Annotated in this window: 15 protein-coding genes; 6 read left to right on the forward strand and 9 right to left on the reverse strand. The window is 73.9% G+C overall.

All coding sequences use genetic code 11. From position 1 onward, the window contains the following. Positions 1-915 (forward strand): carbohydrate binding domain-containing protein (locus tag ACFVXH_RS04770; protein ID WP_387820200.1); only part of this gene is annotated, 915 nt, incomplete at its 5' end. 158 nt (positions 916-1,073) lie between these two features. Here the strand turns inward: ACFVXH_RS04770 and ACFVXH_RS04775 are convergent. From ACFVXH_RS04775 to ACFVXH_RS04795, 5 genes are all read right to left on the reverse strand, one after another. Then, on the reverse strand, positions 1,074-2,375 hold the full coding sequence (locus ACFVXH_RS04775) for a multidrug effflux MFS transporter (RefSeq protein WP_387820202.1): 1,302 nt from the start codon (positions 2,373-2,375) through the stop codon (positions 1,074-1,076). 295 nt (positions 2,376-2,670) lie between these two features. Beyond that, positions 2,671-3,153: a hypothetical protein gene (locus tag ACFVXH_RS04780; RefSeq protein WP_049657923.1), complete on the reverse strand. Its 483-nt coding sequence runs from the start codon at positions 3,151-3,153 to the stop codon at positions 2,671-2,673. A 414-nt stretch (positions 3,154-3,567) separates the two neighbouring features. Continuing rightward, a complete protein-coding gene (locus ACFVXH_RS04785) occupies positions 3,568-4,446 on the reverse strand; it encodes an alkaline phosphatase family protein (protein ID WP_117490852.1) in 879 nt (292 codons plus the stop codon). Positions 4,447-4,763: 317 nt separating this feature from the next. Next, the gene (locus ACFVXH_RS04790) at positions 4,764-5,141 is read right to left on the reverse strand and encodes a hypothetical protein (RefSeq protein WP_049652263.1); all 378 of its coding nucleotides are present in this window, start codon (positions 5,139-5,141) and stop codon (positions 4,764-4,766) included. A gap of 75 nt (positions 5,142-5,216) precedes the next feature. After that, positions 5,217-6,404 carry an acyl-CoA dehydrogenase family protein gene (locus ACFVXH_RS04795; protein ID WP_049652265.1) on the reverse strand — a complete coding sequence of 396 codons (1,188 nt, stop codon included), beginning with the start codon at positions 6,402-6,404 and terminating at the stop codon, positions 5,217-5,219. A gap of 100 nt (positions 6,405-6,504) precedes the next feature. On the opposite strand from ACFVXH_RS04795, the gene ACFVXH_RS04800 reads away from it, so the two are divergent. Together ACFVXH_RS04800 and ACFVXH_RS04805 are read left to right on the forward strand one after the other, a co-directional pair. Beyond that, on the forward strand, positions 6,505-7,044 hold the full coding sequence (locus ACFVXH_RS04800) for a GNAT family N-acetyltransferase (protein ID WP_380737489.1): 540 nt from the start codon (positions 6,505-6,507) through the stop codon (positions 7,042-7,044). 93 nt (positions 7,045-7,137) lie between these two features. Next, positions 7,138-7,464, forward strand: coding sequence for a hypothetical protein (locus ACFVXH_RS04805; protein WP_074004216.1), 327 nt, complete (start codon positions 7,138-7,140; stop codon positions 7,462-7,464). 79 nt (positions 7,465-7,543) lie between these two features. Here ACFVXH_RS04805 and ACFVXH_RS04810 read toward each other — a convergent pair whose 3' ends face one another. After that, complete coding sequence (locus tag ACFVXH_RS04810) at positions 7,544-7,852, reverse strand: AzlD domain-containing protein (protein ID WP_369808302.1); 309 nt, start codon at positions 7,850-7,852, stop codon at positions 7,544-7,546. Then, entirely contained in the window at positions 7,852-8,616 is a 765-nt protein-coding gene (locus ACFVXH_RS04815; RefSeq protein ID WP_074004429.1) for an AzlC family ABC transporter permease, read from the reverse strand. Before ACFVXH_RS04815 ends, ACFVXH_RS04810 begins: the two co-directional genes overlap by 1 nt. A 183-nt stretch (positions 8,617-8,799) precedes the next feature. On the opposite strand from ACFVXH_RS04815, the gene ACFVXH_RS04820 reads away from it, so the two are divergent. Then, on the forward strand, positions 8,800-9,429 hold the full coding sequence (locus ACFVXH_RS04820; protein ID WP_387820206.1) for a helix-turn-helix domain-containing protein: 630 nt from the start codon (positions 8,800-8,802) through the stop codon (positions 9,427-9,429). A gap of 31 nt (positions 9,430-9,460) precedes the next feature. Here ACFVXH_RS04820 and ACFVXH_RS04825 read toward each other — a convergent pair whose 3' ends face one another. Beyond that, positions 9,461-11,470, reverse strand: a complete 2,010-nt coding sequence (locus tag ACFVXH_RS04825; protein ID WP_387820208.1) for a cholesterol oxidase substrate-binding domain-containing protein — start codon at positions 11,468-11,470, stop codon at positions 9,461-9,463. Positions 11,471-11,812: 342 nt separating this feature from the next. On the opposite strand from ACFVXH_RS04825, the gene ACFVXH_RS04830 reads away from it, so the two are divergent. Further along, on the forward strand, positions 11,813-12,592 hold the full coding sequence (locus tag ACFVXH_RS04830) for a carbon-nitrogen hydrolase family protein (RefSeq protein ID WP_387820210.1): 780 nt from the start codon (positions 11,813-11,815) through the stop codon (positions 12,590-12,592). A gap of 134 nt (positions 12,593-12,726) precedes the next feature. Beyond that, complete coding sequence (locus ACFVXH_RS04835; protein WP_074004214.1) at positions 12,727-14,133, forward strand: aspartate ammonia-lyase; 1,407 nt, start codon at positions 12,727-12,729, stop codon at positions 14,131-14,133. A gap of 131 nt (positions 14,134-14,264) precedes the next feature. On the opposite strand, the gene ACFVXH_RS04840 is transcribed toward ACFVXH_RS04835, so the two are convergent. Continuing rightward, positions 14,265-14,738, reverse strand: a complete 474-nt coding sequence (locus ACFVXH_RS04840) for an SPW repeat protein (RefSeq protein ID WP_310593178.1) — start codon at positions 14,736-14,738, stop codon at positions 14,265-14,267. Positions 14,739-14,787 lie beyond the last annotated feature (49 nt).

The following is a 14,787-nucleotide window of genomic DNA, read 5'->3' on the forward strand; positions in this document are numbered from 1 at the left end:
TCCGCGCAGAGCATCAACCTCACGGTCAGCGGCGCCCCGGCCGGCGTCACCGCCACCGTCACCCCCGGCAGCGTCACCGCCGGCAACAGCGCCACGCTGAACATCAGCACCACCTCCTCGGTGACGCCCGGGAGTTACCCGATCACGGTCACCGGCTCGGCGGCCTCCGGAAGCCACACCAGCACCTTCACCCTGACCGTCACCGGCACCCAGCCCGGCAATGACTTCTCGGTCGCCGTGAACCCGAACTCCGGTTCAGTCGCTGCTGGTTCGTCCGTCTCGGCGACCATCTCGACGGCGGTCACCGCCGGCTCGGCGCAGAACCTCAACCTCGCGGTCGTCAGCCAGCCCGTCCCCGGCATCACCGCCACCATCACCCCCGGCAGCGTCACCGCCGGCAACAGCGCCACCCTGAACATCTCCACCAGCTCGGCCGTGACTCCGGGCACCTACCCGCTGGGCATCAGCGCCACCGGGGCCTCCGGCAACCACATCGCGTCCTACACGCTGACCGTCACCGGGACCACGCCGACCACCGGCCTGGTCAACGGCGACCTGGAGAGCGGCAGCCTGGCCCCGTGGACCTGCCAGAGCGGCGGCGCCGTGGTCTCCACCCCGGTCCACTCCGGCACCAAGGCCCTCCAGGCCGCGGCCACCGCCGCCCAGACCGGCGAGTGCGCGCAGACCGTCACGCTGAAGCCCAACACCAGCTACACCCTGAGCGGTTGGGTGCAGGGCAACTACGCCTACATCGGCGTCAACGGCGGCGCCACCGCCAGCGCGTGGGCCAACTCCTCCGGCTGGACCAAGGTGTCCGTCCCCTTCACCACCGGCGCCAACGGCACCGTCTCCGTGTACCTGCACGGCTGGTACGGCCAGGGCAACGTGTACGGGGATGACTTCTCCATCGCCTGAGACCGCCCCGGGTGGCGAATGACGAGTAACGGATAACGGATGACAGCTGACAGATTTCAACATCTGTCAGCTGTCATCCGTCTTCTGTTCGCTGTTACCCGTTCGCTGTCATCCGTCCGCCGTCAGTCGTCCGGCCGCGGCCTGCCGCCCGTCTCTCGTCAGCCCCCCACCGCCGCCCGCATCCGCTCCGGTCGGCACAGCGCCAGGTAGACCACCGTCGCCAGCACCCCGCAGACCAGGACCACCAGCGCCAGCAGCACCGCCGACGGCTGACCGCCGAGGCTGCTCAGCGGCGCGACCACCGCGGCGCACAGGAAGTTGCCCGTCCCGAGCAGCGCCGACGCCGTACCCGCCACCTGCGGCTCGACCAGGCCGAGCGCCTGGGCGGCGGTGTTCGGCAGCAGCACGCCCAGGCTGCCCATCATCACGAACAGCGGCGGGCAGAACCCGGCCAGCCCGAAGTCCCACACCGTGGTCAGCAGCACCAGCGCCACCCCGGCGGCGACCGCCGCCGCGAGGCTGCCCAGCATCAGCACCCGCTGCGTGAAGCGCGGCGCCAGCACGCGCCCGTTCACCTGGGTCATCACCACGATCGCGAACGAGTTCAGCCCGAACAGCAGGCTGTAGGTCTGCGGCGAGACCTGGTACACGTGCTGGAGCACCGTCGACGACCCGCTGATGTAGCCGAACAGCGCCCCGAAGGCGAGGGAGCTGGTCAGCGCCAGCCCGAGGAACGGCAGGTTGCCCAGCAGCCGTCCCATCGTCCGCAGGGTCGCGCCCACCCCGCCGCGGTCCCGGGTCTCCGGCGGCAGCGTCTCGCGCAGCACCCCGAACGAGACCAGGGTGAGCAGCAGCCCGAGCGCCGTCAGCACGCCGAAGGTGCCGCGCCACGAGGTGAACCGCATCAGCTGCGCGCCGATGATCGGCGCGAGGATCGGTGCCAGCCCGGATATCAGGGCGATCGAGGCGAGGAAGCGCAGCAGCGCGACGCCCTGGAAGCGGTCCCGGGAGACGGCGCGTCCGATCACCAGCCCGGCGGAGCCGGCCGCGCCCTGGACGAAGCGGGCGGCGATCAGCACGGCCAGGTTCGGCGCGAACACGCACACCACGCTGGACAGGGTGTAGAGGACGAGCCCGGCGAGCAGCGGCACCCGGCGCCCGTAGCGGTCGCTGAGCGGCCCGAAGAGCAGCTGCCCGGCGGCGACCCCGAACATCGAGAAGGTCAGGGTGAGCTGGACGGCGGCCGGCTGGGCGACCAGGTCGTCGGCGATCGCGGGCAGGCCCGGCAGGTAGAGGTCGGTGGTGAGCGGGCCGAGCGCGGTGAGGCCGCCGAGGGCGGCGATCACGGCCCAGCCGGGACGGGTCTGGCCGGTGGCGGGTGCGGCGACGGATGCGGGGGCGGCGGTGGTGGCGGCAGCGGTCGACGTGTCGTCGGTGGGGCCGACGGTCGGGCCGGGCATGGTTCTCCTTACGGACGGGCGACGTGGGGTTCGTTCGCGCTCCGTCCTACCGCAGCACGGTCCGGTTCCGACAGCGGGGGTACGTGCTGTCCGGCTGCGGGGGTGCGCCGGGCGGATCGCCGGGCGCCCGTTTCCGGCCCGCACACGGCGACGGCCCGCCCGCACCTTCCGGTGCCCGGCGGGCCGTTCCGTTCCCCGGTCGCGGCGACCAGGAGTGCTCAGAGGTGTTCAGGGGTGTTCAGGGGTGTTCAGGGATTCCCGGGAATGGTCAGGAGTACTCGGGTGCCCGCCGGACTCAGCGCTTGGCGACGTGCTCGGCGCGCAGCGCCGCCTGCACCGCCGCGCCGTCCTGCCACGCGTAGAGCTGGTTGCCGGTCAGCGCCACGTTGTAGTACCCGCAGGTGCCGATGACCTTGGTCGCGACGCCCTCGGGGAACCAGCCGGCCTTGAGCGACTCCGGCACCGGGTGCGCGCTCTTGCCCGGCTGCCCGGCGGTGCAGCCGACGGGCAGCCGCTCCTCCGGGAGGGTGGCGCGCAGCAGGCGGTCGTCGCCCCTGGTGGACATCAGGTACTTCACCCCGGAGGCGTTGTCGGGCAGCCAGGTCGGCATCGACCGGCGGTCGGCCTTGGCCTGGGTGCCGGTCTCGTACGAGCCCTGTTGCTGGTGGTGCTCGTCGTACCAGTCGGACACCCGCGGGCCGATTGCCACGGCCGCCACGGCGACGGCCATGCCGGTACCAGCGACTCCCAGCGCGACCTTGCTCACGATGCCCTTCATGCCCGGCTGTCCTCTCCGTGTCGTGACCGGTGCGGCCGTCGCCGACCGCTCGTCTCCGCCGCCGGCGGTCGCTCAGGTCCGCGTCGCCGACCCGGTCGGCGTGCTCCACCGTCCGGTGCAACCATCGTGGCCCGTCCCGACCCGTCGGATCGTCACCACCAGGTCGCGATCTTGTCTCCAACCCACGGGGTACCTTCTCCACCTTCAGGCGTATGTCCTTCGGCAGGGACCCTGAGGCCCGCAGGTCCGGGGCCCCGCGGGCTCGGACGCGTGCCGCTCCGGCGCCCAGGCCGGCACGCCCGGGTCGAGCGCGGCCCGAGCCCCGGTCGAGCCTCGCTCAAGCCCGGCGCCGCCGCAGCCCGGCCTGCTGCACCCGGGGGCACCGGTACCCCCGGATCGCGGACCGCCCGTCGCTCAGACCGCCGCCGGCACCGGCCTGGCCAGCGGGAACGGGCGGCCGTCGAGGGTCCAGTGCGGGTCGATCGGGCGCAGCAGGGAGGCGTACACCTGCGCGGCGACGTCCGGGTGGCGGATCTCGCCGGTGGGCGGGCCGGCCGGGATGCCGTGCCCGGCGCAAGCGACCCAGGCCGTCCGCTCCTCGACCGTACGGCCGCCGTGGCCGCCGGCGTCCACGTGCCCGTGGTCGGTGACGACGATGACCGTCCACTGCTCCTCGGCGTAGGTCGCCCGGCCGCGGACCGCGTCGAGGAGGCGGCCGAGGCGCTCGTCGGCGGTGCGCATGGACGCGCGGTACTCGTCGCCGCAGCCCAGGAAGTGGGCGGTCTCGTCGACGGCGCCGAGGTAGACGAAGGAGGCCTCGGGGTCGGCGGCGCCGAGGACGTGGACGGCCTCCCGGACGACCTCCTCGTCCACCGCCTCCCAGGCCTCGGGAGTGTCCTCGGCGGGGGCCACGTAGGAGAGCCGGCCGGGGGCGCGGAACAGCGGGCCGCCGGACTCGTTGATCATCAGCGGGTCCCAGCCGGCCGCGACGAAGGTGCGGCGCCGGTCGCCCCGGGCGAGGCGGGTGGCGAAGTCGGGGAACACGTCGAGCCGGTTGCCGCCCAGGTGGTTGCCCCAGACCCCGTGCTTGGCGGGCTCGACCCCGGTCACGATGGTGGTCCAGCACGGCCCGGACATGGTGGGCGTGCCGTCCGCGACGGTGACCGGCACCAGGAACCCGGCCGCGGCGACCTCCTCCAGGCGCGGCATCGGCACCTGCGCCAGGTAGTCGTGGCGGACACCGTCGATCCCGACGACGAGCACGCGGGGGCGGGGCCACTGGGCAGCGGACATGGGGCGTTCCTTTCGGTCGTGCGCACCCGGCCGCGCCCGCCGAGGGCGCCGCCGACCGCGCCATGCTCCACCGACCGCCGTACCGGTCGGCGTCACCTCACCGAACGCCGGGTGTCCACGAGGTGTCGGAAGAGCGCCGGGGAGCCGCCGGGGCGGTCCGCGGCCGACGGGGCCGTACGGAACGGGCCGCCCCGCCGACCGTGCCGACGCCGCGGGCTCCGGGCGGCGGGCTCTGGGCGGCGGGGCGGCAGGCGGGGAGGCGGCAGGTCGGCGCTACGGACGGCGGGGCAGGTCGGGGCTGCCGGCGGCGGGGCGGGTCACGACTGCGGGCGGAACTCGTGGACCACCTCGATGCGGCCGACGATGTGCCGGTTGAACTCGGCCAACTCCTCGGCGGGCACCCAGAGTTCGAGGATCGTCCGGCCGCCCGCCCGCTGGACGGGGTAGCGGGCGAGGAAGGCGGTGTCGACCTCGAAGCGGGTGACGTAGCCGACGCCGGAGGCGGGCACGTTCCAGTCCCGGGCGATCCGGATCGCGTAGTCCTCGTTGAGGACGGGGTAGAAGATCGGCTGCTCGGGCAGACGGGGCGGCCAGGCGCGCCGGTCGGCGGCCTCGACCAGGGCCAGCTCCTCCGGGCCGGTGGGGCGCCAGAGGGTGGTGGTCGGGGGCCGCGTCGGGACGTACTGGCTGGTCATGGCAGGGACGGTAGCCGGGCCGCGACGGGCCCGGCCACCGGTTTTCCCGGGCCGGGAAGGGCGGGCGGCGGCCCGTCAGCGGTAGGCGGACTCGCCGGTGATGGCCTCGCCGAGGACCAGGGTGTGGATCTCACTGGTGCCCTCGTAGGTGAGCACCGACTCCAGGTTGTTGGCGTGCCGCAGCACCGGGTACTCGGTGGTGATGCCATTGGCGCCGAGGACGGTCCGGGCACTGCGGGCGATCTCCAGCGCGGTGCGGACGTTGTTGAGCTTGCCGAAGCTGATGTGCGGCGGGCGGGCCGCGCCCTGCTCCTTGAGCCGGCCGATCCGCAGCGCGACCAGGTAGGCCTTCTCGACCTCCAGCATCATCTCGACCAGCTTCTGCTGGGTCAGCTGGAAGCCCGCGATCGGGCGGTCGAACTGGATCCGGCTCTTGGCGTAGTCCAGGGCGGCGGTGTAGCAGTCGCGGGCGGCTCCGACGGTGCCCCAGAGGATGCCGTAGCGGGCCTCGTTGAGGGAGGAGAGCGGGCCGCGCAGGCCGACCACCCCGGGCAGCACGGCGTCGGCGGGCAGCACCACCTCGTCGAAGGCCAGCTCGCTGGTGACGGAGGCCCGCAGCGAGAGCTTGCCGTGCACGTCGGTGGCGGTCAGGCCGCGGGTGCCGCGCTCGACCAGGAAGCCGCGCACGCCCTCCTCGGTCTGCGCCCAGACCACGGCGACGTCGGCGATGCTGCCGTTGGTGATCCACATCTTGCTGCCGGACAGCACCCAGTCACCGCCCTCACCGCCCTTGCGCACCGCCCGGGTCCGCATGTTGGCGGGGTCGGAGCCGAAGTCCGGCTCGGTGAGGCCGAAGCAGCCGATCAGTTCACCGGCGGCCATGCCGGGCAGCCAGCGCTGCTTCTGCTCCTCGGAGCCGAAGGCGTGGATCGAGCGCATGGCGAGCGAGCCCTGGACGGAGACGAAGCTGCGCAGCCCGGAGTCGGCCGCCTCCAGCTCCATGCAGGCCACCCCGTACGCCACCGCGTCGGCGCCCGCGCAGCCGTAGCCGTCGAGGTGCATGCCGAGCACGCCCAGGGCGCCGAGCTCGGGGGCCAGCTCGCGGACCGGGAAGACCCCGCGCTCGAACCAGTCACCGATGTGCGGGCGGATGTGCTCCTCGGTGAACCGGCGGACGGTGTCGCGGATCAGCCGCTCCTCGTCCGAGAGCAGGTCGCCGACGGCGAGCAGGTCGGACGGGTCGATCCGGGTCGGCTTCGTCATCGAAGCTCCTTGTACTCTCGGCGGAATACCAGCGGAATACCGGCGAGTATCGCGCACCCGGCCGAGCGGTGGGCGGGCGCGAACGAGTGAGGATGGCGACATGTCCGACGGTGCGTACGTGATCGGCGAGGTGACGGCCCAGGAGCTGGACGACTCGGCGGAGGAGTTCGCCGGGCTCCTGGCGGAGACCGTGCACGGCGGCGCCTCGATCGGGTTCCTCGCCCCGCTGGCGCCCGACGAGGCCACGACGTGGTGGCGGGCGCTCGGCCCGGACCTCGCGGCCGGCCGGCTGGTGCTGTGGACCGCCCGGAACCGGGCCGACGGACGGCTGGCCGGCACGGTGCAGCTGCGGCCCGCCACCACCGCGAACGGCCGCCACCGGGGCGAGGTGGCCAAGCTGATGGTGCACCCCGCCGATCGCGGGCACCGGCTGGCGGGACGGCTGCTGGCGGCCCTGGAGGAACGGGCGGTGGAGCTGGGCATCCGGCTGCTGGTGCTGGACACCGAGACCGGGAGCCCGGCGGAGCGGCTCTACGAGGGGGCGGGCTGGACCCGGGTCGGCTCGGTGCCGGACTTCGCGGCCGACCCGGCGGGCGTGCTCCGGCCGACCACCATCTTCTTCAAGTCGCCGACGCGCTGACGGGTCGACGGCCCGAGCGGGCGAAGCGGGCCGGGCGGGCCGGGCGGGCCGAGGAACACAGCGGATCGGATCGGAACGGAACGGGAGCAGGGCATGGCACGTTGGGCGCTGGTCGTGGAGGAGACGGTGGGCACCGGGCACGACCGGACCTGGGGCAGCAAGGTGCTCGCCGAGGTCGAGGGCAGCCGTGAGGAGGCCGTCGAGGAGCTGAAGCGACTCGTCCCCTCCTACACCCCACAGCACCCGTTCAACAGCCGGCGGCGGACGCTGCTCCGCGACGGGGACACCTACCTGCTGGTCTCGCAGGGGAGCATGCGCGACTACCACTGCGTGTTCAAGGTGTGGGAGCTGCTGTGGGACAGCGAGCGGCCGGAGGTCCAGGCGGAGCGCCTGGCCGAGGGGGACGCGGAGGACGGGTGACGGAGGGCGGGTGACAGCGAACAGATGACAGCCGACAGATAACAGATAACAGATTTCAAACTCTGTCAGCTGTCAGCCGTCACCCCACCCCGCAGAGCCGCAGCACCGCCGTCGTCGCCGCACCGGCGACCACCACCACCGGGAACGGTGCCCGGCGCAGCGCGAGCACCCCTGCGGCCAGCACGCCCGCCGGGCGGGCCCACCCCGCGAAGCCGTGCCCCTGGGTCAGCGCGCCGGTCGCGACCAGGGCCACGAGCAGCACCGTCGCCGCGACGGCCAGCAGGTGCCGCAGTCGCTCCGAGAGGGCAAGCCGGCCGGCGAGCAGCGGCCCGGCGAGCCGGTAGGCGTACGTTCCGGCCGCGAGCAGCAGAACGGCGTACAGCGGCATCATCGAACCGTCTCCTTCTCGCTCTTCACGGCACTCTCCCCGCCCACCGCGTTCTCCACGTTCTGCTCGTCCGCGGCACTCCGGGCCGCCTCCCCCGCCGCCGGCCGTCCGGCGAACAGCAGCCCGACGAGGGCCAGCAGCACCGGCAGCCCGGCCGGGACGAACGGCGTGGCGGCGACCGCGACCACCGCTCCCACCAGCGCCGCCGTACGGATGCGGCGGTCCACGAGCGAGGGCAGGACGAGGGCGAGCAGCACCGCCGGGAAGGCGGCGTCCAGGCCGAACGCGTCCGTGTCGCCGATCAGCCCGCCCGCGAGCGCGCCGAGCAGCACCGAGACGTTCCAGACCACGAACAGCGCGATCCCGCAGAGCCAGTACACGGCGCGGCGCCGGCGCGGCTCGTTCTGCTGCAGGGCGAAGGCGGCGGTCTCGTCGGTGAGCAGCTGCGCACCCAGCAGGCGCCGCCACCAGGGGCCGTCGAGCACATCGGCCACGGTGAAGCCGAAGGGCAGCAGCCGGGCGTTGAGCACCAGCCCGGTGGCGACCGCGGCGAGGGCGCCGCCGCCGGAGAGCACCACGCCGACCGCCGCGAACTGGGAGCCGCCCGCGAACACCAGGACGGAGAGGGCGACCGGCACCCAGAGCGGCAGACCGCCGGAGACGCTGATCGCGCCGAAGGAGGCGCCGACGAGGGCATCGGCAAGGCAGACCAGAGCGACGTCCCGGAGGGTGGCGCGCTCCAGTGTTCGGAGTAGCGAACGCATGTTCATTAGAGTGAACCGCTCCAGCCTCGTTCGTCAAGGCGAACAGGCGGACCGATCCGGCGAACGATGGCCGACGCGGTCGGTACGGTCGGCGCGACCGACCGTGGCAGCATGAACGGCGGCATCGGCCGCACCGGGAGCCGTGGACGTGGAAAGGGCCAGGAGGAAGCGTGAGTGGCGAGCATGAGTGACCAGACCACCCCGGCCACGGGCCCCGACGGCGGCACCGGCAACCGCCCCGGCGGCGGCAACGGCAACGGGAACGGCACCGAGCTGATCGGCCAGATCGCCGCCGCGATCCGGCGCGAGCGCGAGCGCAGCGGCCTGTCGATGGCCGAGCTGGCCCGGCGTGCGGGCATCGCCAAGTCCACCCTGTCCCAGCTGGAGTCGGGTGCGGGCAACCCCAGCGTGGAGACGCTCTGGGCGCTCGGGGTCGCGCTGAACGTGCCGTTCAGCCGGCTGGTCGACCCGCCGCGCCCGGTGGTCAAGGTGATCCGGGCCGGCGAGGGCCCGGTGACCCACTCCGAGCGTGCCGACTACGCCGCCACCGTGCTCTCCTCCTGCCCGCCCAACGCCCGGCGCGACATCTACCGGATCGAGGCGCAGCCGGGCGAGACCAGGGCCTCCGACCCGCACATGCCCGGCACCGTCGAGCACGTGCTGATCGGTGCCGGGCGGGCGCTGGTCGGGCCGACGGAGGCGCCGGTGGAACTGGGCCCGGGCGACTACGTGAGCTACCCGGGCGACGCTCCGCACGTGTTCCGCGCCCTGGCCCCGGACACCCTCGCGGTGATCGTCATGGAACACATCTGACGACCAGTCAGCATCCCCTTGCGGGCACGGACTACTTCAACAGCCCGTCCAGGAAGGGATTTCCGAACACCCGGTGCGGGTCGTGGCGGTCCAGGACGGCGACCGCCTCGTCCCAGCCGGGCCCGCCGCCGGCCCGCAGGCTGTCGGGGATGGCCCGGCCGATCATGTCCGGGTCGGACCAGGCGGCGGCGTCGGTGTAGGCCCAGCCCTTGGACCACTCGACCCGCAGGCCCGCCCGGGTGCCGTCGAAGGTGCGCAGCAGCCACTGCTCCAGCTCCCGGGCGAAGCGCTCCAGTCCGGGGGTGCCGGGGAAGGCCAGGACGTCCAGCCAGACCGCCGTGTCCCACTCGGGACGGTCGGCGCGCGGGCGCAGTGCGGACAGCAGCGGGGGCCGGGCGCCGGGGACGCCGGAGGCGGCCGAGTCGTCCAGCCCGGTGACCCGGATCTCCACCGCGCCGTTCACCGGGAACTCGCCCCGGGCCTGGTAGGCGGCGAGCAACTCCCGGTAGTAGGCGGCGAATTCGCTCACCACCCACTGGAGGTCGGCGCGCTTGGTGAGGATCGCGTAGCCGTTGGCGGTGACCCGCAGGGTGGTCGGGCGGACGTACTGGAGCAGGGCGCGGGAAGGGCCCCAGAGGTCGGAGTGCAGTCCGCCGGCGAGCAGGTGGGTGAGCACCTCGCCGCTGAGCAGCCGGCGCAGCAGGTCGCCGGAGAGCAGGATGTCCGTGATGTCGCCGGTGAGCCCCACCTTCGCGACCAGGTACTGGAGTTGGCCGAACAGCGGGGCCGATGCCCAGGCGCCGGCGACGATCTCCCCGGCGAGCCGGGCGACCGGCTCCGGAATGCTGTCCGAGAAGGGGTAGTTGTAGGGGCGGTCGACGGAGAGGGAGCCGAGCGGCTTGTTCGGGGTGACGCTCCAGGTCTTGAGCCAGGGGTACTCGGTGTAGGCGAACCAGATCGCCTCGACCCGGCCGTCGCGGTCCACGAACTCGGCGAGCGTGCGCGGGCCGCTCCCGCCGCCGAGGACGCCGCCCAGCACTCCCCCGAGCACTCCGCCGAGCCCGCCGCCGGTCCCGCTGCCACTGCCCGGGCGGGCGAAGAGCTCGCTCGCCGGGATGTCGAGCCGGCTGACGCAGCGCAACGGGCGGTCGGCACCGGCCCGCAGCACCACCTCGGTGAGGAAGGCGCGGCCCAGGTGCACCAGGAAGGCGGCGCTGTCGGCCTCGGAGCGGTCGAAGGTGCGCAGCGTGTAGCGGCCGGTGGCCGGGTCGAGGACGACGGCGGTGAGCCGGACGACCTGGTTGCTGACCGAGCCGTAGCCGTGCCCCTCCGGCCGCGCCTCCCCGACCGCCGTGGTGGCGGTGCCGTGGCCGCCGATGGCGAGCACGCCGCCGACAGTGAGCTCGCCGGGGGCCGGGCAGGCGGTCAGGCCCAGGCCGCGCTGGGCCAGGTGCGCGAGCAGGGCCTCCATGGTGGCGCCGGTCTGCACCCGGACGGTGCCGGGCGAGTCGGCGCTGATGGCGGTGAGGTACCGGCTGGTGTCCACGAGCAGGACCCGGGCGCTCTCCGGGGTCCCGGCGGCGACGGTGAGCGGCGCCCAGGTGTGCCGGTAGCCGGAGGCGCGCAGCCGCCAGCCGTTGGCGTGCGCCCAGTCGGCGAGGGCCGGGACCTCCTCGGGGGTGCGCGGCGCGCAGGTCCACAGCTGGTCGGTGCGGATCTCGCCGGACCAGTTCTGGAAGACCCGCTGGTAGAGCTCGGTGCCGGCGGGCAGCCCGGGCGGTACGGGCGTGGCGGCCTCGGCGCTGTCCGGGCCGACGGTGCCGCGCAGCAGCCAGGCCGCGCCGCCGAGCACCGCCGACGCGCCCAGCAGCTGTCGGCGGGTGAGGCCGTCGGTGGCGCTCCTCCGCGGGCCCGCCGGGGCCGCCGGGGCCGCCGGGGCCGTCAACGAGGCTCTCGCCGGGGCCTGCGCCCGGGCGCCCGCGGAGGCCTCCGTCGGGGCGTCCGCAGCGGCGTCCACCTGGGCGTTCATGCGGGTATTCATGGGGGTCATCCCCTCCGGTGTCGCCCCGTCACCCGTTCCGCCCCTCTGGCCGTGTCCTGTGGTCATCCGTCCGTCCGCCCCTTCGCGCTGGTCCCCCCGGGCCGAGCTGCGGCGATCCGGGTCCGGCCGGAGTCCGCCCGGCCCGGTCTGGAGCGTATGGAGGGGCGTACGGCCGTTTGAAGCACCCGCCGGGGATCTCACTCCTTCGAGTGAGATCGGTCCGATCCGCCCCGGGAACCCCGTCCACCTGCACAGCTCCTCGTCCGGACTCTGTTGCCCGGCTCCTCGGCGGGCGCATAGGTTGATCGCGATCACCCCACCCCGCCCGCCGGAGGCCCCGCCATGCCCTCGTCCGCGAACCCGCCCGTGCTCGCGCGTCCCGTGCCCGGGCCGCTGACGGTCGCCGTCGCCCAGCCCGTCTGCGCCGCCGCCCGCCGTCCGGACACCGTGTCCGAGAACGTGGCCCTGCACGCCGAGGCGGTACGGGAGGCGGGCACCCGGCTGGTGGTGTTCCCCGAGCTGTCGCTGACCGGCTACGACCTGGCCGCACCGGCCGTCGACCCGGCGGACGCCCGGCTCGCACCGCTGGTGGCGGCCTGCGCCGCGGCCGGCGCCGTCGCCCTGGTCGGGGCGCCGGTGGTCGAGGCCGACGGGCGCGAGTCCATCGCCACGCTGGCGGTCACCGGGGAGGGCGCCGAGGTCGTCTACCGGAAGATGCGCCTGCACGGCGCCGAGGTCGAGCGCTTCACCCCGGGCGGGAAGCCCGTCGTCCTGGAGCTGGACGGTCTGCGGCTCGGCCTCGCCGTCTGCGCGGACGCCGCCGATCCGACGCACGCCGAGGAGACCGCCGCGCTCGGCATCGACGCCTACGTCGCCTCCACCCTCTACGGGCCCGGCGCAGCCCAGGCCGAGCGCCGGGACGGCCACGTCCGCGACCGGGCCGCCGCCCACGGGGTGTGGTGCGTGCTCGCGACCTGCGCCGGGGCCACCGGCGAGTACCCGGACAGCTCGGGCGGCTCCGGCGTCTGGGCCCCGGGCGGCGGCCTCGTCGCCCAGGCCGGTACCGCCCCGGGCGAGCTGGTCCGCGCCGAGGTGGCCCGTACCGGCCTGCCCCGGCAGTAGGCGCCGGGCCCGAACCGGGACCAGAACCGGAACCGGGTCACCCCCACCGGAAATACCCGGGCCCCGCTCGCGGCTGTGGTGATCGGAGATCCGTTCCGGGCCCGGTCGGGCCCGTACAGGAGGTGCAGCGCGCGATGGGTGGCCAGCAGGAGAAGCCGCAGGAGTACCGGATCGAGCACGACTCGATGGGCGAGGTCCGGGTGCCGGCCGACGCGAAGTGGCAGGCGCAGACGCAGCGGGCGGTGGAGAACTTCCCGGTGTCCGGTCAGCGGCTGGAGCGGGCGCACATCGCCGCGCTGGCCCGGATCAAGGCGGCAGCCGCCCGGGTGAACGCCCGGCTCGGGGTGCTGGACGAGGAGACGGCGGAGGCGATCGCGGCGGCGGCCGAGGAGGTCGCGGAGGGGCGCTGGGACGACCAGTTCCCGGTGGACGTGTTCCAGACCGGCTCGGGCACCTCGTCCAACATGAACACCAACGAGGTGATCGCCACCCTGGCCGGGGAGCGGCTGGGCCGGCCGGTCCACCCGAACGACCACGTCAACGCCAGCCAGTCGTCCAACGACGTCTTCCCGTCCTCGATCCACATCGCCGCCACCGGCGCCGTCACCCACGACCTGGTCCCGGCTCTGGAGCACCTCGCGGAGGCGTTGGAGCGCAAGGCCGCCGAGTTCGCCCGGGTGGTCAAGTCGGGCCGCACCCACCTGATGGACGCCACGCCCGTCACGCTCGGCCAGGAGTTCGGCGGCTACGCGGCGCAGGTGCGGCACGGGCGGGAGCGGCTGCTGGCCACCCTCCCCCGGGTGGCCGAACTCCCGCTCGGCGGCACGGCGGTGGGCACCGGGATCAACACCCCGCCCGGCTTCCCGGAGGCCGTCATCGCGGAGGTCGCCCGCGCCACCGACCTGCCGCTGACGGAGGCCAGGAACCACTTCGAGGCGCAGGGCGCGCGGGACGCCCTGGTCGAACTGAGCGGTCAACTGCGCACGGTGGCGGTCGGGTTCACGAAGATCGCGAACGACCTGCGGTGGATGGGCTCCGGTCCGCGCACCGGGCTCGGCGAGATCAACCTGCCGGACCTCCAGCCGGGTTCGTCGATCATGCCGGGCAAGGTGAACCCGGTGCTGCCCGAGGTCGTGCTGATGGTCGCCGCCCAGGTGGTGGGCAACGACGCGACGGTCACCCTGGCGGGCGCGAGCGGCAACTTCGAGCTGAACGTGATGCTCCCGGTGCTCGCCCGCAACGTGCTGGAGTCGGTGCGGCTGCTCGCCAACAGCGCCCGGCTGCTGGCCGACCGGACGGTGGACGGCATCACCGCCAACGTCGAACGGGCCCGGGAGTACGCGGAGTCCTCGCCCTCGGTGGTGACCCCGCTGAACCGCTACATCGGGTACGAGGAGGCCGCGAAGGTCGCCAAGCAGGCGCTGGCCGAACGCAAGACGATCCGTCAGGTGGTGCTGGAGCGCGGCTACGTCGAACAGGGCAGGCTCACCGTGGAGCAGCTGGACGAGGCGCTGGACGTGCTGCGGATGACGCACCCCTAGCGGGCCGGGCCGGCCGGCGGCTGTGACACGGCTTGGTCCCGGTCGCCGGCCTCGCCTTCGCCGGAGGACGCGCGCCGGGGCGCGGCGGGCGGTTGCGCCCTCCGCGCCCCGGTCACGGGCTGCGGGGAAGATCAGCCCTTGGCGCGACCGGCCCGGCCGCGCCGCATCGATGCTCCGTTCGACGTCATGGTCGCCATCGAGATCGCCGCGAGGCCGAGCAGGAACATCACGGCGCCCACGATGACGCAGGTCACGATGTTCTTGCCGTGCGCGACGGACCCGGAGACGACCCACGGGGAGATGATCGTCCAGGCACCGAGCGCGGCGGCCGCCCAGGCCCGCGCGTGGGTGCGTTCGTAGGCCGACCCGTAGCCGGCCATCAGAGCCGTGTAGGCCAGCCCGACGATCAGGCAGGTCACGGTCAGGGTGTTGTACGCGGTGAAGCCGACGATCCACGGCGATGCCGCCAGGAAGAGGCCGGCCAGGACGGCCAGGGCCTCGATGCCCTGGGCGCGGGGGGTCGAGGTGACCCGCTCGTAGCGTTCGCGCAGTTCGACGATGTCCGGATGGTGCTCCATGCCCGTCGTCGGGATATGGGTTGCCACCGATACCACCTCCTGTGGTCGGAACCGGTAAGGCGCTTGCCCCGTACCT

Source organism: Kitasatospora sp. NPDC058184 (assembly GCF_042883725.1).
GTDB lineage: Bacteria > Actinomycetota > Actinomycetes > Streptomycetales > Streptomycetaceae > Kitasatospora.